This is a genomic window from Kitasatospora sp. NE20-6 (assembly GCF_045862635.1).
The window spans coordinates 24,449-45,005 of sequence record NZ_BPRL01000045.1; the positions used below are offsets into that span (position 1 = coordinate 24,449).

Consider the following 20,557-nt stretch of genomic DNA (forward strand, 5'->3'; position numbering starts at 1 on the left):
GCTGTACGGTAGCGCGGTATTCGACCCGCGCCTCTGGAGCACACCCGTGACCGAGACACCCCCCGGCGACCGCCTCACCCACGTCGACGACACCGGCGCCGCCCGCATGGTCGACGTCTCCGAGAAGGCCGCCACCGTGCGCACCGCCGTCGCCGCCGGACGGGTGCGGGTCGCCCCGCGCGTCGTCGAGCTGCTGCGCGGCGACGGCGTGCCCAAGGGCGACGCGCTCGCCGTGGCCCGGATCGCCGGGATCATGGGCGCCAAGAAGACCCCCGAGCTGATCCCGCTCTGCCACCCGATCGCGATCTCCGGCGTCAAGGTCGACCTCGCCGTCACCGACGACGCCGTGGAGATCACCGCCACCGTGCGGACCGCCGACCGCACCGGCGTCGAGATGGAGGCCCTGACGGCGGTCGCCGTCGCCGGCCTCACCGTCATCGACATGGTCAAGGCCGTCGACAAGGCCGCCGCCATCGAGGACGTCCGGGTGCTGACCAAGACCGGCGGCAAGAGCGGCGACTGGACGCGGGGCGAATGATGCGCGCACTGGCCGTCACGGTCTCCAACCGGGCCTCCGCCGGCGTCTACGCGGACAAGGGCGGCCCGCTGCTCGTCGAGGGCCTGCGGGCGATGGGCTTCGACGTCGACGGCCCCCGCGTCGTCCCGGACGGCGAGCCCGTAGAGATGGCGCTGCGCGAGGCCGTCGCCGCCGGCTACGACGTCGTCCTCACCACCGGCGGCACCGGAATCTCCCCGATGGACCTCACCCCCGAGATGACCGCCCGCGTGCTCGACCGCGAGATCCCCGGCATCCCCGAGGCCGTCCGCGCGTACGGCCGCGACAAGGTGCCCACCTCGGCGCTCTCCCGCGGCCTCGCCGGCCTCGCCGGGCACACCCTGATCGTCAACCTGCCCGGCTCCACCGGTGGTGTCCGCGACGGGCTCGCCGTGCTCGCCCCGCTGCTCCCGCACGCCGTCGACCAGCTCCGGGGCGGCGACCACCCCCGCCCCGGCGCGGCCCCCGCGTCCGGCGCCGCCACGGCCGCCGCTGCCCGGGACGCCGCTCCCGCGTCCGGCGCTCCCACGGCCGACCCCTCGTCCCGGAGCGAGCCCTGAACGCCGGCTGGCCGGTCGAGCTGACCGAGGGCGACGTCACCCTGCGTCCGATCCGGGCCCGCGACCAACGGGACTGGCAGGAGGTCAGCCGCCGGAACCGCGACTGGCTGCGCCGCTGGGAGGCCACCGTGCCCCCCGTGCCGGCCGGCCACGGCGTGGCCCGGCCGAGCTACCGGCAGATGGTCCGCTACCTGCGGGGCGAGGCCGCCGCGGGCCGGATGCTGCCCTTCGTCGTGCTGCACCGCGGCCGGCTGGTGGGCCAGCTGACCGTGGGCGGCATCACGTGGGGCTCGATGTGCTCCGCCAACGTCGGCTACTGGATCGACGAGGAGGTCGCCGGCCACGGCATCATGCCCACGGCCGTCGCCCTCTCCGTCGACCACTGCTTCTCGACGCTCGGCCTGCACCGGATCGAGGTCTGCATTCGCCCCGAGAACCGGCCGAGCCGACGGGTGGTCGAGAAACTCGGCTTCCGCGAGGAGGGAATCCGCCCGCGCTATCTCCACATCGACGGCGACTGGCGCGACCACCTGGTCTACGCACTGACCGCCGAGGAGGTGCCGGAGGGCATGATGCCGCGGTGGCGCTCCGTCAGGAGCACGGGCTCCGGCCGTAATTGAATATATGTTCGAAATAGATATCGATATGGCATCGGCGGGCGCGCCGACCGGTGCAAACACCGGCAAATTAGTCGGAGAATCAGCTTGATCACACGACACGCCGTGCCAAATTGCTGCCGGGCCCAACCGTGCCCCCGTACCGTGTGAATCGTGAGCAGTAGCGGCCTTATCTACGCGGTCATCGTGGGAGCCTGGGCCGCCTATCTGGTGCCGATGTGGCTCCGCAGGCAGGACGAGCTCAACGAGTCGCGTCCGACGGAACGCTTCAGTACCGCGATCCGCCTGCTGGCCGGCCGGTCGGCACTGGAGCGGCGGGCGTCCAAGTCCCTCGCTGACGACACGACGGACGGCGGACCCGCCGCCGACGCGGTCTCCGGCGCGCCCGGGGACACCCCGGCGCCCGGCGACGCCGCGCCGGGCGGTGCGCCCGCGCCCGGCCCGGCGGCCCCCGCCGACCCGGCGCCGGGGCAGCTCCGGAAGCCCGCGCCCGCCGCGGCGGAACACGACGCCGCAGCCCGGGACGCCGCAGCCCGGGATGCCGACGCGCCCGCGCACCCGGACGACCGCCACCAGCCCCGGCCCGCGCCCGAGCGGCCCACGCCCGAGCGGCGTGCCCGCCTGCTGGCCCGGCGCCGCCGCATGGTCACCGCCCTCTTCCTCGCCTTCGCGCTGGGGGCCGTGGTCGCGGCCGTCGCCGGCATCGCCTTCATCTGGGTGCCGACCGTCCCCGCCCTTCTCCTCACCCTCTACATCGGCCACCTGCGCCGCCTGGAGCGCCAGCGGTACGAGGTCAAGCTCGACCGCGTCCGCGCCGCCCAGGCCGCGGAGCGGCTGCGCGCCCGCGAGCGCGACCGCCGCGCCCCGGTCCCCGCCGACCCGGAGCCCGCCGCCGCCCCGCACGGCGCGGGCCCCGCCGCCGACCGCCCCGCCCGGACCCACCTCCGCCTCGCGGCGTCCGGCTCCGCCCCCGCGGAGGCCCGCGGCGAGGTTCGCGCGTCCGGTCCCGCCGCCACGGCGGCGTCCGCCCTCGCGGAGACCACCGACCACGAGGAGTGGGTCGACGGTATGCGCGAACGCGGACCCGCCGGCGCCGACTCCTGGGAGCCGGTGCCCGTCCCGCTGCCCACCTACGTCACCGCCCCGGTCGCCCCCCGGGTGACCCGCGGCCTCGACCTCGCCGGGCCCGGCGTCCGCGACTCCGGCCGGCCGGCCGAGAGCCGCCGCACCCCCCTGTTCGACCAGTACGCGGAGTCCGCCCCGCCCGCCGCCGCCGCCTCCGCCGCCGACCTGGCGAGCCGCCCCCGGGCCGCCAACGAGTGACCGCCGGCACCCGGCCCGCACCGCCCGGTGCCCCGCCCCCGGCCGGCCCGGCGGCGGGGCGCCGCGCGTCCCGACAATGGTCACGACCTGGTCCGCAGAAGTGATAGAGTTCCTTCTCGTTGGGGCTGTGGCGCAGTCCGGTAGCGCACCTCGTTCGCATCGAGGGGGTCAGGGGTTCGAATCCCCTCAGCTCCACCCAACATCAGAGGCCCTTCCGGGATTGTCCGGAAGGGCCTCTGAGCGTTCGTGCAGCAGTGAAGTGCGGCAACTGCTCCGGCTGCTCGGTCGCTTCGGCGGTGATGTGCCGGCCGGGCTTCTCCGGCGGCCACCGGTTCTCCCCGGACGGTACGTGCACAAAGGTCTCCGCGGCGGACGCGGTCGTGCAGCAGCTGACGCCGGGTCCGGCCGACCCCGAGCTTCGGCCGTCGGCGCCTCCGCGCCGCGGTCGACCGAGTCCCGCTGCGGGCCCGGCGCGGCATGTCCGCCGCGCACGGGTCACGGGCCGTCAGCGCCGGTCCACCGGCGGAGCTTCTCCGGGTTGCGGACCGCCCAGATGCGGGAGACGCGGCCGCCGGCGAGGTCGAACGCCGCCACGGTCACGGTGGTGCCGGCGTGCTGGGCGACCAGGCCGGGCCGGCCGTTGACCGTCCGCTCCAGGAGGGTCAGCCCCGGGGCCCTGTCGGCGATGTGGACCACGTACTGGGCGATCCGGACGCTGCCCTCGACCGGGCGCAGGACGGCGCCGACCAGCCCGCCGCCGTCGGCGGTCATCGTGGCGTCCGGGTCGAGGAGGCCGACGAGCGCCCTGATGTCCCTGGCCTCCCAGGCCTCCTTGAAACGCCGCACCAGAACGGCCTGCCCCACCGCCTGGGCCGCCTGGGCGGACGGGGCCGCCGGGGCCTGCGCGGCGCGAAGGCGCCGGCGGCCCGAGGACGCCAGCTGCCGGCAGGCCGTCGGCGCCCGCCCGACGATCCCGGCGATCTCGGCGAAGGGGTACCGGAAGACGTCGTGCAGGACGAACGCCACGCGTTCGGCCGGCGTCATCGACTCCAGGACGACGAGGAAGGCCATGCTCACCGACTCGTCCAGGGTGATCAGGTCGGCCGGGTCGGCCCTGCCGCCGCCCGTCGACCCGCTGATCCACTCCGCACGGTCGGGCAGCGGCTCGGGTATCCACGGGCCGACGTACCGTTCGCGCCGGACCCGGGCCGAACCGAGCACGTCCAGGCAGATGCGGCCGGCCACCGTCGTCAGCCAGGCGCCGGGCGACGCGATGGCCTCCTGCTGCTGCGGCGACATCGCGTACCACCGGGCGTAGGCCTCCTGCACGGCGTCCTCGGCCTCGGCCGGTGACCCGAGCAGCCGGTAGGCGACATCGATCAGCTGCCGCCGTTCGCCGACGACGGCGCTCGGGTGCTGTTCGTGCCGTTCGCGCGTCGGCCCGGACGGGGTGCTCATGGTGGCGTCCGCTCCCTGGTCCTTCTCGTCCGTTCCCGTTCCCGCCGCGTCGGCGGGGCACTGCACCGGACTGCGCGGCGGTGCCCCGCCTCACATGTCGAGGGCCTGCGTCGTCGGTCCAGCGAGAGAGTACCGATCCACCGCCGCAAGGCAGAAGAGGGGACACCATGACCACCCGGACGACCGCAGCACACCGCGGCCCCGGCTTCCTGCAGGTCGCGATAGCCCTGCAGACCTCGGCCGTCTTCTTCCAGGCGGTCACCGCCGGGCTGCTGCTGTCCACGTCGTACGGCGAGGTACTGCACAGCGTCGGAGCGCGCGTGATGTACGCCGCCTCGATGCTGTACGTGCTCGCAGCGGTCCTCTCGTGGCGGCCGGGCGGCGGAACGGCCCGCCCGATCCTCTACGCCTCCGGCTTCCTCGCGCTCGCCTCGGTGCAGGTGGTGCTGGGCGTCGCGCACGTACCGGCGTTCCACGTGCCCCTGGGCGTGCTGATGTTCGGCCTGAGCGTGCTGGCGCTGGGTCAGGTGCTGTCCGCCCGCCCGTCGGGGCGCTCCGGCGCCCGGCCGTAGCCCCGCGGACCGGGGAGCGGCCGCGCACGCCGCAGGGCGCCGTCCCGTGCGGGTGGCGCCCTGCGGTGCGGGCCGGTGCGGGCCGGCGTCAGGCGACGGCGGCCTCCGTCGCGGCGGTCACGGCGAAGCCGTGGTCCTGCTCGGGTGCGCCGCCGCCGATGCCGAGTGCCCCGACCAGCCGTCCGTCGCGGTGCAGCGGGATGCCGCCGGCGATGAAGAGCAGCGGCCTGTCCAGCGCGGTGGGCAGGGTGTGGAACGGGCCGCCGGGGAGGACGGCCTCGGCCAGGTCGGCGGTCGGGGTGTCGAGCTGGAGGGCGGTGTACGCCTTGCGGGTGCTCGTCTCGCCGGCGATCAGCACGGCCCGGTCGTCGCGGCGGAAGGCCAGCAGGTGGCCGCCGGCGTCCAGCACGGTGGCGGAGATGCGGACGCCCTGGGCGGCGGCGGCACGGTGGGCGGCGGCGACGAGTCGGTCGGCGTCGGCGGTGGTGAGGGTGCTCACGGGGTGGCTCCTGAACGGTGGTGCGGTCGGTCGGGTCGGTCGGGTCGGTCGGTCGGGTCGGTCGGTCCGGTGGATGCGGGCCGGCGGGCCCGGGTCGGCGGGGTGCGGCCGGGGTCAGTGGTGGCCGGGGTCAGTGGTGGACGGGGACGCGGGGCGCTGCGGAGGTCGCGGGGGCGGTGGCCGGGGTGGCGCGGCGCTCCAGGGCGGCGGAGACGACGGCGAGCGCGAGGGCGCCCGCGGCCATCGCCGCACCGACCCAGCTCGGCGCGGTGGCGCCGAAGCCGGCGGCGAGGACGGCTCCGCCGAGCCAGGCGGCGAGGGCGTTGCCGAGGTTGAAGGCGCCGATGTTGACGGCGGAGGCCAGGGTCGGGGCGTCGCCGGTCTGGTCGAGGACGCGCTTCTGCAGCGGGGGCACGGTCGCGAAGCCGAGGGCGCCGATCAGCGGGACGGTGATCGCGGCGAGCACCTTGTCGTGCGCGGTGAAGGCGAACAGGCCGAGGACGACGGCGAGCGCGCCGAGGGTGGTGAACAGCAGCGGCATCAGCCGCCGGTCCGCGTACCGGCCTCCGAGCAGGTTGCCGGCGACCATGCCGAGGCCGAACAGCACCAGCAGCCAGGTCACGGACGACTCGGCGTAGCCGGCCGCGTCGGTCATCATCGGCGCGATGTAGGTGATCGCGGCGAAGACGCCGCCGAAGCCGAGCACGGTCATCAGCATCGCCAGCACGACCTGGACGTTGCGGAAGGCGGCCAGTTCGCGCCGGATCCCGGCCCGGGCGGGGGTGCCCGTGCGGTGGTCGGCGGGGACGAGTGCGGCGATGCCGGCCAGGCCGAGCACGCCGAGGGCGGCGACGAGCACGAAGGTGACCCGCCAGCCGATCTGCTGGCCGACGAGGGTGCCGAGCGGCACGCCGACGACGTTGGCGACGGTGAGGCCGGTGAACATCATCGCGATGGCGCCCGCCTTCTTCTGCGGTGCGACGAGGTCGGCGGCGACGATCGAGCCGATGCCGAAGAAGGCGCCGTGCGCGAGCGAGGCGATGATGCGCCCGGCGAGCACGAGCTCGAAGGTGGGGGCCAGGGCGGTCACCAGGTTGCCGGCGACGAAGAGGCCCATCAGCAGCATCAGCATGCGCTTGCGGGTGAAGCGGGTGCCGAGGACGGCGAGGACGGGGGCTCCGACGACCACGCCGAGGGCGTAGCCGGTGGTGAGCAGGCCGGCGGTGGGGATGGTGATGTTGAAGTCCTGGGCCACCTGGGGCAGCAGCCCCATGATCACGAATTCGGTCGTGCCGATGCCGAAGGCGCCGATGGCGAGCGCCAGGAGTGCGAGAGGCATGGATGGGCCTTCCCGGTTGTTGCGTGGAGGTGTTACCGCCGTCGACATTAATTGCAGACGCCGATAGTTGCAAACGCCTGATATCGCGGAGCCGGACTATCCTGGGAGCACACCCCAGCGAAGGAGCAGGTGGTCATCCCATGACACGACCCGAACCGGTCCTTGCCCACGGCTGGTGCGCACTCTCCGCCCTGCACGGGCGGATCGAGGCGCACATCGAGCGGGCCCTCCAGGCCGCCCACGAGCTCAGCGTGCGCGAGTTCTCCGTGCTGGACGTGCTCAGCTCCCAGCACGACGGCGAGGGCGGCCACTACCGGATGAACCAGCTCGCCGATGCCGTCGTGCTCAGCCAGAGCGCCACCACGCGGCTGGTCACCCGGCTGGAGGACCGCGGACTGCTCTCCCGCTACCTCTGCCCGACCGACCGCCGGGGCATCTACACCGACGTCACCGCGGCCGGCCTCGACCTGCTCGACCGGGCCAGGCCCACCAACGACCACGCCCTGCGCGAGGCCCTGGACGCCGCCGGGCAGCGGCCCGAACTCGCCCCCCTCATCGCCGCGGTCCGCACCCTGGAGCCGTCCGCGCCCCCGGTGGCCGTCCCGGCGCCGGTCCCGGTCGGCTGACCGGCACCCCTGTACCGGCACCTCTGTGCCGGTGCACCTGCCTACGCGGAAGGGCCCGGCCGGGGCGACGGGTGTCGCCCCGGCCGGGCCCGGCCGGGGCGACGGGTGTCGCCCCGGCCGGGCCCTTCACGGGACCGTCCGCGAGAGGATCAGCCGCGGTACTGGTCGTACTGCCCCTGCCCCTGCGCCTGCGGGGCCGGTGCCTGCGGGGGCACCGGTGCGCCGCCCGCGGGCCGGCGGCCGCGCGGGTGCCGGGTGAGGGTGAAGCCCCACACGCCGGCCAGCGCGGCGAGCACGCCGCCCGCGATCGTCCAGAACCAGCGGCTGTTCCACCCGGAGAAGAGGTCGCTGTACCAGTGCGACTCCTCCTCGGCCGGGGCGGCGACCTTGGCGGTGCCGGGAGCCGCGGACGCCGAGGCGGACGGTGCCGCCGGCGAGGGCGCGGCGGAGGCGGCGCCCGGGGCGGCCGTGGCCCCGGCGTTCACCGGCGGCACCAGCGGCGCCTTCAGGCTGCCGCCCTCGGGCTGCGCGTCGTCGGCGCCGCCCTTCGCCGTGACGTGCAGCTGCACCTGGGCGGCGAGGCCGAGGTCCTGCTGCGGCACGTCGGCCACCGACAGCCGCACGTAGTACGTGCCGGGCAGCGGGTCGCCCGACCACGGCTCCGCCCACGAGCGGACCTGGCGCAGGGTGCAGCTCAGCGCGACCGAGGCGGCGGCCTTCGCGGCGGTGGCGTTCTGCGGGCCCGCGGTGCACGACTGCCGGCGGCGCAGGCCGTCGAACAGTTCCACCGACCAGCTCTGGGCGCCGTGCCGGTCGGCGGCGGGCGGCAGCGTCACCGTCACGTGCACGGTGTCGGTCTGCCCCTCGGCCGCGGCGAACGCCCAGTACAGGTAGTCACCCGTGGAGGCGGACACGTTCGCGGCCTGCCCGGCGGCGAGCGGGGTGGCGGTGAGGAAGGTCGTGCCGGCGCTGGTCACCGGGGCGGCGCCCGCCGACCCGGACGGCGCCGGGGACGGCGAGGCCGCGACACCCGCGGGGGCGGCCAGCAGGACCGCGCCGAGCGCGGCCGGCAGCGCGGTGATCGTACGCATCATCAGTGCACGCATCGTCAGTTCTCCCGCCAGACAGCGATCCGCCAGCGGGCGATCCAGCCGAACAGCAGACCTGCGACCAGGCCCGCCAGGGTCAGGACGAGCAGTAGGATCCAGCCGCGGCCCAGGCCCATCGCCGGGCCGTCGGGGGCCGGGGAGGCCCGGGTGACGTCCACCGTCAGCTCGACCGGCAGGCCGGGTGCCGCCTGCACGCCCGCCTCCGCCGCGAAGGAGTTGCTGACGATCAGGCAGACCACGTCGTCCGCACCCCCGGTTCCGGACGGGGACGCCGAGGCGTCGTCGCCGGTGCCGGGCGCCGACCAGCGCACGCCGGTGGAGGCGACGTCCGTACGGCCGCTGCCCGCGTCCGTACCGCGGACGAGCTCCTGGCCGGCGGTGTCGGTGGCCAGCAGCAGCACGCCGTAGTCGCGCGCCACCGCGCGGTCCGGGGTGACGCTGACGGAGGCCCGCAGCTCCTCGCCGGGCCGCACCGGCACGCGGTAGACGCGGTGCTCGGCGAACTTCTCACGGTCGCTGTAGACGCCGGGCCGCAGCAGCGGCGCCCCGGGGCACGCGTCGGTGCCGGCCACCTTGGTGGGCGCCACCCGGTAGGTCTCGCCGGCCCGGTCGACGAGCTGCTTCACCTTCTCGGTGAGCTGCTCCTTCGTCCGCACGTCGGTGTAGGTGCCGCCGGTCGCGTTGGCGATGCACAGCAGCTGCTTGCGGGTCTTGTCGTCGTGGGCCAGGCCGAGCGTGTCGACGACCAGGTTGATGCCCTGGGAGGCGAGTTCGCGGGCCACGTCGCACGGGTCCGGCGGGGCGCAGGAGTCCTCGCCGTCGGTGATCAGCACCACCCGGCGGGTGGTCGGGCCGTCGCCGAGGTCCTGGGCGGCACCGCGCAGGGCGAGGCCGATGGGCGTCCAGCCGGTGGGGCGGAGGGTGGCGACGGCCGTCTTGGCCTGCACCTTGTCCGTCCGGCCGACCGGGTAGAGCTGCTTGGTGTCCTTGCAGCCCTCCGCCTTGTCGTCGCCCTGGTAGGTCGCGCCCAGCGTGCGGATGCCGAACTCGGTCTCCGCGGGCAGGGCGTCGATCACCTCGCCGATGGACTGCTGGGCGACCGAGATCCGGCTCCGTCCCTGGATGTCGGCGGCCCGCATGGAGCCGCTGACGTCGAGGACGAGGTCGACCTTGGGGGCCTCGGTGCTGGCGGCGGCGCCGCTGGGTTCGTCGGCGTGGGCCGGGAGACCGCTGAGCAGCGCCCCGGCGGATATCGCCAGTGCTGCCAGCAGTCCCGCTGCGCGGGCCGCCGGTCGTCGTCTGATGGTCGTCACGCGCGCATCCTATGGATCATCAGTTCTGATTGCCGAATGTGCGGAGGCTGTGCGAACTAGGCTGCACGTCAGGGGAGGAGACGCGCATGCGACTGGAAGACGTGGCGCGCAGGTACGGCCGGCACCGGCCCTGGATCCTGCGCGGAGCCGATCTCGTACTGGAGCCCGGGGCCCTGGTGCGCATCGAGGGCGCCAACAGCAGCGGCAAGTCGACGCTGCTGCGCATCGCCGCCGGCATCGAACGGCCCACCACCGGACGGGCCGTCCTGCCCGCCCGGCGGGCGTACGTGCCCGAGCGGTTCCCGCCCGCGCTGCCGTTCGACGCCCGCGCCTACCTGCGGCACCTCGGCCGCATCCACGGCCTGGACCCGGCCGAGGCCGCCCGCCGCGCCGAGCACTGGCTCGACCGCTTCGGCATCGCCGACCGGGCCGGCACCCCGCTCGGCGAACTCTCCAAGGGCACCTGCCAGAAGGTCGCGGTGGCCCAGGCGCTCCTCGCCGAGGCCGACCTCCTCGTCCTCGACGAGGCCTGGACCGGCCTCGACCGGGCCGCGCGGGCGGAGCTCGACTCCGCCGCCGCCGAGCGGGCCGCCGCCGGCGGCCGGGTGCTCTTCGTCGACCACGACCCCACCCGCCTTGCCGGGCTCGCCACCGGCGCGTACACCGTGCGCGACGGCATGCTGCACGCGGCCGCCCCGGCCGCGCGACCCGCGGGCGGACCCGACGGCCGCCCGCCGGTGCGGATCGTCGCCGAGGGCCTGCCCGCCGGGGCCGGACCGATGCCGGGCCGGCCGTCGAGCACGGTGCTCGACGACGGCGCGACCCTGCTGGAGGTGCCGGCCGCCGCCTCCGACCTGCTGCTCCGCTGGCTGCTCGACCCCGGACGGGCCGTCCACGTCCGCAGCGTGACGGAGGCTCCGGCGGCCCCCGCCGACCGGCCCGCGACCGACCGCGAGGAGGCACGGTGACCGCCCTGGTCGGCTACCAGCTGGAACTGCTGCTGCGCTCCCAGCGCTGGCTGCCCCCGGTGCTCGGCTACGGCCTGCTGATGGTGCTCGGCATCTCCGGCGGCGACGAGCCGCTCGGCGGCCTCGCCTACGCCGCCGGCCTGCTGCTGCCGTTCACGGCCTGGCTGGTGCGCTGCGCCGTGACCGTGGAGCCCGCCGCCGCCCGGGCCTGCCGGGTGTCCGCGGCCGGCGCCGTGCGGGTCCACCGCGGCGCGCTGCTGACGGCCGTGCTCACCGCCGCCGTCCTGGGGCTGGCCGCCGACACGGCCGTCCTGGTGGCGGGCGGGGCCTCGAAGGAGGGGCCGGTGGTGGTGTTCGGCGCCGGGCTCGGTGCCACGGCGGTCGCCGTGCTGCTGGGTGCGGCCGTCGGGGCGCTGTCCTCCCGGCCGGTGCTGGTGAGCGGGCCGTACGGGATCCTCGCCTCGCTTGCGGGTTCGCTGCTGTTGCTGCTGGTGCCGGGGGCGCCCGCCCACGTGGTGGTGCGGGAGCTGGTCCGCGGCGCGCGGCACGGCGGGGTCGACATCGCGGCCGGTGTGCTGCTGCCGGTGGCGGTGTCGGCGGTGCTGGCCGTCGCCGCGGCCGCCGTGGCGTGCACGGTCGCCGGCCGCCGCGCGGAGTGACCGCCCGGCGGAGTGACTGCCCGGCGGAGTGACCGCCGGGCCGGGTGACTGTCGCGGGCGGGTGACTGTCGCGGGCGGCCGTCGAATATCGGACACACCGCCACCAACGGGCATAAATATGGCAAATCCTCGTTAGGCTGCGGGCACCAGCAGCGGTGCGGCACCCGTCCGCACGCCCGACGAGAAGGAAGGACTCCGCGCGTGAGCAACCTCTTCGCCATCGCCTACCCCGACGTGGCCACCGCACAGCAGGTCCGTGACACGGCGATCGGCCTGCAGAAGCAGAAGCTGATCGACCTGGAGGACATCGTCGTCGTCGAACGCCGCGCCGACGGCAAGACCAAGCTGCACCAGGCCACCAGCACCACCGGCGCCGGTGCCGCCTCCGGCGCCCTGTGGGGCGGCGTGATCGGCCTGCTGTTCTTCATGCCGTTCCTCGGTGCGGCGATCGGTGGCGCGACCGGCGCCGCCGTGGGTGCCTCGGTCGACGTCGGCGTCGACGACACCTTCATGCGGCAGGTCGGCGAGAAGCTCCAGCCCGGCTCGGCCGCCGTGTTCATGCTGGTGCGCTCCGCCACCGCGGACAAGGTCGTCCCGGCGATCGCCCGGTTCGGCGGCGAGATCCTGCAGACCTCGCTCAGCTCCGAGCAGGAGGAGCACCTCGTCGAGGCCATCCAGTCGGCCCGGACGGCGCACGCCGGAGTCTGAGTCCCCCGCGTCCGGTCCGGCCCCCCGCCCGGGCCGGACGCGCGGACACCGGCACCGCGCCCGGTCCCCCCCCGGCCCCCTCCCCCCCGGCCCGCCCCGCCCCGCCCCGCAAGGACGCCCCCCGTGGCCTCTCGCTCCACCCCGGCGGCGGCCCGCCCGCCCCGGACCCGCCGTACGGCCGAACTCCTCATGGTCGCCGGGGCGGTGCTGATCGCGGTCCTCGGCTACATCGAGGTCGGCGCCAACCTCGACGGCCGGCCGCCGTCCGACGCCGCCGAGTACGGGGCCGCCCTCGGCGTGCTCGCCCTCGCCGCGCACGTCGCGGTGCGCTGGCGGGCCCCCTACGCCGACCCGCTGCTGCTGCCCATCGCGGTGCTGCTCAACGGCCTCGGACTGGTCGTCATCTACCGGCTGGACCGGGCCACCCCCGGCAGCGAGGCGGCCCCCGCCCAACTGCTCTGGTCGGCCCTCGGGGTCGCGCTCTTCCTCCTCGTCGTCGTGCTGCTCCGCGACCACCGGGTGCTCCGCCGCTACGCGTACAGCTGCGCGCTGGTGGCGCTGGTGCTGCTGGTGCTGCCGATCTTCTTCCCGCCGGTCTACGGATCGCGGATCTGGATCACCCTCGGGCCGTTCTCCATCCAGCCCGGCGAGTTCGCCAAGATCCTGCTCGCGGTGTTCTTCGCCGCCTACCTCGCCGTGCACCGTGACGCGCTCGCCCTGACGGGCCGGCGCATCTGGCGCTTCCAGCTGCCGCGCGGGCGGGTGCTCGGACCGGTCCTGCTGATCTGGGCGGCCTTCGTCGGCGTCCTCGTCCTGGAGACCGACCTCGGCACGTCGCTGCTCTTCTTCGGACTCTTCGTGATCATGCTGTACGTGGCGACCGCCCGCAGCGGCTGGATCGCCATCGGCCTCTTCCTCGCCGCGGTGGGCGCGGTCGGCGTGGGCTGGCTCTCGCCGCACGTGCACGGCCGGGTCACCGACTGGCTCGACCCGCTCGGCTCGATCGCCGCCGGGCAGGGCGCCAACCAGATCGCGCAGTCGCTCTTCGCCTTCGCCTGGGGCGGCATGCTCGGCGCCGGCCTCGGCCTCGGCCACTCCATCCTCATCGGCTTCGCCGCCAAGTCCGACTTCATCCTCGCCACCGTCGGCGAGGAGCTCGGCCTGGTCGGCCTGACCGCCGTGCTGCTGCTCTACGCGCTGCTGATCTCCCGGGGCTTCGCGGCCGGCATCGCCCTGCGCGACCCCTTCGGACGGCTGCTGGCGATCGGGCTGGCCGCCATCGTCGGCCTGCAGGTCTTCGTGGTGGCCGGTGGCGTCCTCGCGCTGATCCCGCTCACCGGGATGACGCTGCCGTTCATCGCGCAGGGCGGCTCCTCGGTCGTCACCAACTGGATCATCGTCGCCCTGCTCGTGCGACTGAGCGACACCGCCCGCCGCCCCGGCCCGGACGCCGCGGCCCCCGTCGGGGCCCGCCCGTGAGCCGCCGCGCCGAGAACGGCGCCCCCGCCCGCCCCGGCATCTCCACCACCGGCCGCCGGGCCGGCACGTTCTGCCTGCTGCTCATCGTCGCCCTCGCCGCCCAGGCGACCCGGGTGCAGATCTTCCGGGCGGACTCGCTCGACCACAACAAGGCCAACCAGCGCCTCACCATCCAGCGCTACGACCAGCCGCGGGGCAACATCCTCGTCGCCGGCGCGCCGGTCACCGGCTCCGCCCCCACCGGCGGCCGCTACGACTACGAGCGCACCTACACCGACGGCCCGCGGTGGGCCGCCGTCACCGGCTACTCCTCGCAGACGTACGGCAACACCCAGCTGGAGGGCATCTACGACGACCTGCTCTCCGGCACCGACGACCGGCTCTCCGGCTGGGCCGTGTGGGACGCCGTCGCCCGGCGGCAGAACCCCGGCGGCGACGTGTACACCACCCTCGACCCGGACGCCCAGCAGGCCGCCCTGCGCGGCCTCGGCGGCCAGCAGGGCGCCGTCGTCGCCGTCGAACCCGCCACCGGCCGCATCCTCGCGCTGGCCAGCACCCCCTCGTACGACCCCGGCTCCTTCGCCGGCACCTCCGCCGCCGACCGGGAGGCGTGGACGAAGCTGAGGGCCGACACCGACCAGCCGATGCTCAACCGGGCACTGCGCCAGATCTACCCGCCCGGCTCCACCTTCAAGGTCGTCACCGCCGCGGCCGCCCTCGCGAAGGGCGTCGTCCGCGACATCCACGCCCCCACCGACGCGCCCTACCCGTACGTCATGCCGGGCACCACCACCGAGCTCGTCAACGACACCCGGGCCTGCGACCACCCCGGCCTCAGCCTCGACGAGGCGATGGTCAACTCCTGCAACAGCGTCCTCGGCTACCTCGGGGTCCAGGTCGGGCTCGACGGCATGGCCGCCACCGCTGCCGGCTTCGGCTTCAACGACGCCACCCTGGACACCCCCGTCCGGGCCGCGCGGTCCAACTTCGACACCCGCATGAACGCCTCCCAGGTGGCCCTCTCCTCGATCGGCCAGTACGACACCGCGGCGACCCCGCTCGTCATGGCGATGGTCGCCGCGGGCATCGCCAACAACGGCGCCGTCATGCGTCCACAGCTTGTGGACAAGCTCACCCGCAGCGACGGCACGGTCGTCCAGACGATGCACCCGGCGCTGTACAAGCAGGCCGTCACCGCCTCCGTCGCCGACAAGGTGCGGCAGCTGATGGTCGACGTCGTCGAGGAGGGCACCGGCCGCAACGCCCGGATCGCCGGCGCCACCGTCGGCGGCAAGACCGGCACCGCCCAGCACGGCGCCGGCAACAGCGACACCCCGTACGCCTGGTTCGTCTCCTGGGCCCGCCCCGCGGGCTCCACCGCCGTGCCACCGGTCGCCGTGGCCGTGGTGGTCGCCGACAGCGAGGCCACCGACGTGACCGGCGGCGCCGTCGCCGCACCGATCGCCCGGGCGGTCATGGAGGCCGTCCTGCACCGCGGCTGAGCCGCGGCCGGCGGGTGTGACAGGACGCACCCGTTCTTCCGCCGGGGCACCGGGACACCGGACCGCACAGCCCATACCCTCTCTGCCATGGTGAGCCCGCCGACCCGCAGACTGCACGACCGGCTCCGCCGCGCCGTGCCCGGCACCGGTGCACGCGTGCCGCGGCCGCGGGCGGAGGTGCGGCCGTCCCGCCGCCGGGTCGGCCGCCGGTGGGTGCACCTGCTCGGCTGCACCGTCGCGGCGGGCTGGGCGGCGGCCTTCCCGCTCGTCTCCGACCTGCCCAACCAGGTGTTCTGGGGCACCCTCGCCGCACCCGCCTACGGGCTCGCCGGGCTGCTGTGCCTCGTGCTGCCGCAGCGGATCGGGCCGCGTGCGGCGGCCGCGGTCGCGGTGGCCGGCGCGGTGCTGCTGCCGCTCGTCCTGCTGGCCGTGCACGGACGGCACCAGTCCGAAGTGATGGTCGTCGAACGCTCCGCCCGGCTGCTCCTGCACTCCGGCAACCCGTACCTCGCCGCGCCCGTACGGGCCGCCGACTACAACCCCTACCTGCCCGCGATGACGCTCTTCGGACTGCCCCGGGCCGTCCTCGGCAGCGCCGGGCCGGTCTGCGAACTGCTGGGCGACGCCCGGGTGTGGTTCGCCCTGGCCTTCCTCGGCTGCATGCTCGGCACCTGGCGGCTGCTGCGCGCCCCCGGCGACCGGGCCCCGCTGCTGCCGCTCGCCGTGCTCACCGCCTCGCCGCTGATCGCGCTGGCCCTCGCCGTCGGCGGCGTCGACCTGCCGCTGATCGGCGTCTGCTGCCTGGCCATGGCCCTGGCCGGGCGCGGCCGGCCCGGTGCGGCCGGCCTGGTGCTGGCCCTCGCCTGCACCCTGAAATGGACGGCCTGGCCGGCGCTGCCGGTCGCCGCCCTGCTGATCTGGCGGCTCCACGGACGCCGTCAGGCCGCCCGCGCGTCGGGCATCGCACTGCTCGGCGGGCTCGCGGTGGTGCTGCCGTTCGCGATCGCCCACGGGCGGGAGATGCGGGAGCAGGTGGTGCGGTTCCCGCTGGGCCTCGCCCGGGTGCAGACACCGGCCGGCAGTCCGCTGCCGGGCCGCGTCCTGGCGGAGCTCGGCCCGGCCGGGCACACGATCTCGCTCACCCTGCTGTGCATCGGCGGCCTCGCCGTCGGGCTCTGGCTGCTGGCCTACCCGCCGACCTCGGCGATCGCCGCCTGCGACCTGCTCGCCGCCGGGCTGACCATAGCCTTCGTGCTGGCGCCGGCCGGACGCTTCGGCTACCTGGCGCTGCCCGTGGTGCTGGTGATCTGGCCGCGGCTGGCCTGCCGCGTCCTGACGTGGCGCCGGCCGGCGCCCGCGGTGCTGCCGCCGCTGACCGGGTTCGTCCAGGTCTGACCGCCGCGGGAGCCGCCGGGCGGCACGGCCTCCCCGCGCGGGGTTGATCCGACCCCGGCCTCCGGCGCGCCCGCCCCGGTGCGCGACGATGATCCAGAACACTCGGAGCGGGCCGGACGGAGCCCGCGCAGGCCGGCGCAGGCCCGGCAGGGGGAGCGATGGGCATGACGACGGCGGAGCAGCACGGCCCGGCACGACCCGCCCGCAGGCGGTTCCTGGGCCTCGCGGCCGGTGCGGCGGCGGCCGGCGCGGCCACCGGGGGCCTGACGGCCTGTGCGCCGGGCGGCACCGGCTCGGCCGACGGTGCACCGTCCGCGTCCGCGTCCGGGCAGGCGCGGCCCGCACCGTCGGCCACCCGGGCCGAGAACGAGCTGCCCGGTGACGCGGACTGGGCCGTCACCCGGCCCGGCCCCGCCGAGGCGATCGAGGGCTTCGCCGACCGGGTGAGCGTGCTCCCCGGCGAGAGCTTCGGCCTGCACGTCTCGACCACCGCCCCGGCGTTCCGCATCCGCGCCTACCGGATGGGCTGGTACGGCGGCGCCCGGGCGCGGCTCGTCTGGCAGTCCGAACCGCTGCCCGGCACCCGCCGGCCCGGACCGACGGTCGACCCGGGCACCCGCACGGTGCGCACCGGCTGGCCGCGGACCGCGACCGTGCAGACCCGCGGCTGGCCGGAGGGCTGCTACCTGCTGCGACTGGACGCCGAGGACGGCTCCGGCCAGCGGTTCGTGCCGATCACCGTGCGCTCGCGGAGCACCGCGGGCCGGTCGGTGGTGGTCAACGCCGTCGCCACCTGGCAGGCCTACAACGAGTGGGGCGGGTACAACCTCTACAACGGGCCGAGCGGCGGCCTGGCGAGCCGTTCGCTGCAGGTCACCTTCGACCGGCCGTACCGCTACGACGACGGCGCCGGGCTCTTCCTCGTGTACGAGGCGCCGCTGATCGCGCTCGCCGAGCGGCTCGGCCTGCCGCTGGCGTACGCCACCAACGTCGACCTCGCGCGTGATCCGCAGCTGCTGGGCGGGGCCGCCGCGGTGCTCTCGCTCGGCCACGACGAGTACTGGTCGCAGGAGCAGCGCCGGCACGTCGAGGCGGCGCGGGACGCGGGCACCAACCTGGCGGTGCTGGGTGCGAACTGCTGCTTCCGCCGGGTCCGCTTCGAGCCCTCCGAGCTGGGCGAGGACCGCACGGTGGTCTGCTACAAGGCGGCGTGGAAGGACGATCCGGGCCGCGGCCCGGGCAGGCCCGCCACCAACGACTTCCGCGACGCACCCGATGCCGACCCGGAGAGCTCGCTGCTCGGCGTGATCTACGACGGCTACCCGGTGGACGCCCCGTACGTGGTCACCTCGCCCGGGCACTGGCTTTTCGAGGGCACCGGGGTGAAGGCCGGTGACGCCTTTCCGCACCTGGTCGGTGTCGAGTACGACCGGGTGAACACCGGCTTCCCGACGCCGCGGCCGATCGAGATCGTCGCGCACTCGCCGGTGGTCTGCGACGGTCGCCGGTCGTTCGCCGACACGGCCTACTACTCGGCGCCCGGCGGCGCCGGGGTGTTCGCGAGCGGCACCATGCGCTGGGTGGAGGCACTGGACGCGAACGGCCCCGGCGGCACCCGGGCCGACCACGGCATGGACGCACGCGCGGGCGACCTGGTGCGCCGGGTGACGGAGAACGTGCTGCGGCTGTTCGCCGCGGGACCGGCGGGGCGGGCCCGCCCCGCCGTGGACAACGTCGACGCCGTCCACGGCCGGGGCTGAGCGGGCGTCACCGCACCGCGGCCTGCCGGGCTGTCAGTTGTTGCCGATCCGCAGCAGTTTGGCTGCCGCGGGCCCGGCGGCCGCGGCGCCGTGGCCACCGCCCTCGATCTCCGCGGCGACCGCGAGGTCGCCGCGGAACGCGGTGAACCAGGCGTTGGTGTCCTTGCCGTCGATCTCGGCCGTGCCGGTCTTGGCGTAGACGTTGGGGATGCCCGCCATGGCGTCGTGGGCCGTGCCGCCGGTGACGACGCCGCGCATCAGCTTGCGCAGGTCGTTCAGCACCGAGGAGCTGAGGGCGCGGGGGGCGTGGGCGACGCCGTCCGTCATGCCGGGCACCAGGACGGGCTGGTGGAAGGTGCCGTTCTGCACGGTCGCCGAGACGGAGGCCATCGCCAGCGAGTTGGTGCGGATCGCGCCCTGGCCGATGAACTCGGGCAGGGCCGCGGCCATCGAGTTCGGCACCGGGATGCTGGTGTCGAACGTGGACAGGCCGGTGTGCCAGACGAGGCCGAGCCCGAAGGCGTCCTTGGCCAGCTTGGGCAGGGTGCCGGGCTTGAGGTGCTCCGCCCCGGCGTTGATGAAGGCGGTGTTGCAGGAGTGCGCGAAGTCCTCCAGGAGGGTGTAGTCCGGGAACGCGCCGTCGAAGTCGTTCTTGACCTTCTGGCCGCCGGCCGTCGTCTCGGCCGGACAGGCCATCGTGGAGCCGGGGGTGACGCCGGCCTCCAGCAGGGCCGCCGCGGTGATCACCTTCATGGTGGAGCCGGGGGCGGTGCCGCCGCCGAAGGCCCGGTTCATGCCGACCGCCGGAGCGTTGGCGAAGGCCAGGACGTTGCCGGTGCTGGGCTCGATCGCGACCACCGAACCGCTCAGGGTGCCGCCCTTGGACTGCTCCCTCATGGCGTCCTCGGCGGCCTGCTGCAGCTTCGCGTCGATGGTCAGTCTCAGCGGTTTGGCCGGCTTGGGCTCGGTGATGGTGAAGAGCTTCTCCGGGGTGCCCTGGCCGCTGTCGTTGGTGATCACCACGCCGGTGCCGGCGTCGCCGGGATCGGTCGGGCCGGTGTTCTTGATCTGCGACAGCAGCGGGGCCAGCGACGGGAAGCCCGTCAGCGGCTTGCCGTTGCGGTCGCCGAGCTGGCTCGGCGGCGCCACGATCGGCTTGACGGTGATCGAGTGGCCCGCGGTCAGCTTCGGGTGGATCACCCCGGACGTCCAGCGCACCGCCGCCTTGCCGTCGCTCATCTTCACCATGCCGAGCGCGCCCTGGTACGCCCACGGGGCGGCCGTGCCCTCGAACTCGACCTTGGCGGAGAAGGTGAGGGGCACCTCGTACACCGACGAGGCCGGGGCGGCCGATCCGTCCGTGCCGTCGGTGGCGGTCGCGGCCGGGCTCGGCGCGGCACCGGCCGGGCCGCCGGGGGTGAGGGTGAGCGCGCTCGGGTGCACCTTGGTCCGGAAGGCCGTGAGGGTGGCGATCGCGGTCTCCGGCTTGTCGGTCGCGGCGCCGGCCGCCTCCAGGTCGCCCTTGGCCCAGGCGTCCAGGAACGTCTTCGCGGCCTCGGCGGCCTGCTGGGCGGTCGGGGCCTCGTCGACGACCGTCCGCGGGCCCTTCGGCTTGGCGTCCGAGCCGCCGGTCAGCGAGGTGGCGATGTTGTACACACCGAATCCCGCGACCGCCAGCATGGCCGCGGAGACCACGCCGATGCCGATTTTGGCGCCTTTGTTCATGTTGCTTCCCCCCACAGTGTCCTGGTCCGCCGGCCGATTCCGTCGTCCGACCGGGACACGGTAGAACACGGGAGGTCCGTGCACCTACGACATGCCCGACCCGTGGAACATCCGGCCCGACAGGCCGCGGCGGGATCCGGCCGGTGAGACGCATCCCGGCCCGCCGCGCGGCCCCGGGATCGTCCCCCCGTATAGAGGGGGCGGACGGGAGGAAAGTTCCGTACCTCCGGCCGATTCCTTCCACGGCCTTCCACTGTCCACGGCCTGTGCGCCCCGCCGGTGTCCGGTCCGAGCCCGGTCCGCGTCCGCTCCGAGCCGGTCCGCGCCTGGCGGAACGCCCGAACGCCCGAACGCCCGAACGCCCCGGACCGCTCGTGGTCCCGGGCGTT

General features: G+C 75.2%; 19 protein-coding genes and 1 tRNA gene. 14 read left to right on the top strand and 6 right to left on the bottom strand.

The window, feature by feature from the left end:
- Positions 1-46 precede the first annotated feature (46 nt).
- The 5 genes from moaC to SNE206_RS27350 all read left to right on the top strand — a co-directional run bounded on the left by moaC (position 47) and on the right by SNE206_RS27350 (position 3,251).
- Positions 47-538, top strand: a complete 492-nt coding sequence (gene moaC / locus SNE206_RS27330; RefSeq protein ID WP_407916163.1) for a cyclic pyranopterin monophosphate synthase MoaC — start codon at positions 47-49, stop codon at positions 536-538.
- The gene (locus SNE206_RS27335; protein ID WP_407916216.1) at positions 538-1,116 is read left to right on the top strand and encodes a molybdenum cofactor biosynthesis protein B; all 579 of its coding nucleotides are present in this window, start codon (positions 538-540) and stop codon (positions 1,114-1,116) included. The genes moaC and SNE206_RS27335 overlap by 1 nt, the downstream gene beginning before the upstream one ends.
- A complete protein-coding gene (locus tag SNE206_RS27340; protein ID WP_407916217.1) occupies positions 1,113-1,736 on the top strand; it encodes a GNAT family N-acetyltransferase in 624 nt (207 codons plus the stop codon). Before SNE206_RS27335 ends, SNE206_RS27340 begins: the two co-directional genes overlap by 4 nt.
- Positions 1,737-1,886: 150 nt before the next feature.
- Positions 1,887-3,056: a gephyrin-like molybdotransferase receptor GlpR gene (gene glpR, locus SNE206_RS27345; RefSeq protein WP_407916164.1), complete on the top strand. Its 1,170-nt coding sequence runs from the start codon at positions 1,887-1,889 to the stop codon at positions 3,054-3,056.
- Between the two features lie 121 nt (positions 3,057-3,177).
- Positions 3,178-3,251: transfer RNA gene (locus tag SNE206_RS27350), tRNA-Ala, on the top strand.
- 300 nt (positions 3,252-3,551) lie between these two features.
- Here the strand turns inward: SNE206_RS27350 and sigJ are convergent.
- The gene (sigJ, locus tag SNE206_RS27355; RefSeq protein WP_407916165.1) at positions 3,552-4,514 is read right to left on the bottom strand and encodes an RNA polymerase sigma factor SigJ; all 963 of its coding nucleotides are present in this window, start codon (positions 4,512-4,514) and stop codon (positions 3,552-3,554) included.
- Positions 4,515-4,681: 167 nt separating this feature from the next.
- Here sigJ and SNE206_RS27360 point away from each other — a divergent pair, with 167 nt between their 5' ends.
- Positions 4,682-5,086, top strand: a complete 405-nt coding sequence (locus SNE206_RS27360) for a hypothetical protein (RefSeq protein WP_407916166.1) — start codon at positions 4,682-4,684, stop codon at positions 5,084-5,086.
- A gap of 88 nt (positions 5,087-5,174) precedes the next feature.
- Here SNE206_RS27360 and SNE206_RS27365 read toward each other — a convergent pair whose 3' ends face one another.
- The gene (locus tag SNE206_RS27365; RefSeq protein ID WP_405011903.1) at positions 5,175-5,585 is read right to left on the bottom strand and encodes a heme-binding protein; all 411 of its coding nucleotides are present in this window, start codon (positions 5,583-5,585) and stop codon (positions 5,175-5,177) included.
- 130 nt (positions 5,586-5,715) lie between these two features.
- Positions 5,716-6,924, bottom strand: a complete 1,209-nt coding sequence (locus tag SNE206_RS27370) for an MFS transporter (protein ID WP_407916167.1) — start codon at positions 6,922-6,924, stop codon at positions 5,716-5,718.
- A gap of 140 nt (positions 6,925-7,064) precedes the next feature.
- Here SNE206_RS27370 and SNE206_RS27375 point away from each other — a divergent pair, with 140 nt between their 5' ends.
- Entirely contained in the window at positions 7,065-7,550 is a 486-nt protein-coding gene (locus SNE206_RS27375) for a MarR family winged helix-turn-helix transcriptional regulator (protein ID WP_407916168.1), read from the top strand.
- Positions 7,551-7,699: 149 nt separating this feature from the next.
- On the opposite strand, the gene SNE206_RS27380 is transcribed toward SNE206_RS27375, so the two are convergent.
- Together SNE206_RS27380 and SNE206_RS27385 are read right to left on the bottom strand one after the other, a co-directional pair.
- Entirely contained in the window at positions 7,700-8,644 is a 945-nt protein-coding gene (locus SNE206_RS27380) for a peptidase (RefSeq protein ID WP_407916169.1), read from the bottom strand.
- 14 nt (positions 8,645-8,658) lie between these two features.
- A complete protein-coding gene (locus SNE206_RS27385) occupies positions 8,659-9,972 on the bottom strand; it encodes a VWA domain-containing protein (RefSeq protein ID WP_407916170.1) in 1,314 nt (437 codons plus the stop codon).
- A gap of 86 nt (positions 9,973-10,058) precedes the next feature.
- On the opposite strand from SNE206_RS27385, the gene SNE206_RS27390 reads away from it, so the two are divergent.
- The 7 genes from SNE206_RS27390 to SNE206_RS27420 all read left to right on the top strand — a co-directional run bounded on the left by SNE206_RS27390 (position 10,059) and on the right by SNE206_RS27420 (position 18,443).
- Positions 10,059-10,940: an ATP-binding cassette domain-containing protein gene (locus tag SNE206_RS27390; RefSeq protein WP_407916171.1), complete on the top strand. Its 882-nt coding sequence runs from the start codon at positions 10,059-10,061 to the stop codon at positions 10,938-10,940.
- On the top strand, positions 10,937-11,599 hold the full coding sequence (locus tag SNE206_RS27395; RefSeq protein ID WP_407916172.1) for an ABC transporter: 663 nt from the start codon (positions 10,937-10,939) through the stop codon (positions 11,597-11,599). The genes SNE206_RS27390 and SNE206_RS27395 overlap by 4 nt, the downstream gene beginning before the upstream one ends.
- 201 nt (positions 11,600-11,800) lie before the next feature.
- On the top strand, positions 11,801-12,307 hold the full coding sequence (locus SNE206_RS27400; protein WP_407916173.1) for a DUF1269 domain-containing protein: 507 nt from the start codon (positions 11,801-11,803) through the stop codon (positions 12,305-12,307).
- 189 nt (positions 12,308-12,496) lie between these two features.
- Positions 12,497-13,786, top strand: coding sequence for an FtsW/RodA/SpoVE family cell cycle protein (locus SNE206_RS27405; RefSeq protein ID WP_407916218.1), 1,290 nt, complete (start codon positions 12,497-12,499; stop codon positions 13,784-13,786).
- Positions 13,783-15,288, top strand: coding sequence for a penicillin-binding transpeptidase domain-containing protein (locus tag SNE206_RS27410; RefSeq protein ID WP_407916174.1), 1,506 nt, complete (start codon positions 13,783-13,785; stop codon positions 15,286-15,288). The genes SNE206_RS27405 and SNE206_RS27410 overlap by 4 nt, the downstream gene beginning before the upstream one ends.
- A gap of 87 nt (positions 15,289-15,375) precedes the next feature.
- Positions 15,376-16,683, top strand: coding sequence for a glycosyltransferase 87 family protein (locus SNE206_RS27415; RefSeq protein ID WP_407916175.1), 1,308 nt, complete (start codon positions 15,376-15,378; stop codon positions 16,681-16,683).
- Between the two features lie 164 nt (positions 16,684-16,847).
- On the top strand, positions 16,848-18,443 hold the full coding sequence (locus SNE206_RS27420) for a N,N-dimethylformamidase beta subunit family domain-containing protein (protein ID WP_407916176.1): 1,596 nt from the start codon (positions 16,848-16,850) through the stop codon (positions 18,441-18,443).
- Positions 18,444-18,476: 33 nt separating this feature from the next.
- Here the strand turns inward: SNE206_RS27420 and SNE206_RS27425 are convergent, their stop codons facing one another.
- On the bottom strand, positions 18,477-20,168 hold the full coding sequence (locus tag SNE206_RS27425; protein ID WP_407916177.1) for a penicillin-binding transpeptidase domain-containing protein: 1,692 nt from the start codon (positions 20,166-20,168) through the stop codon (positions 18,477-18,479).
- Positions 20,169-20,557: the final 389 nt, after the last annotated feature.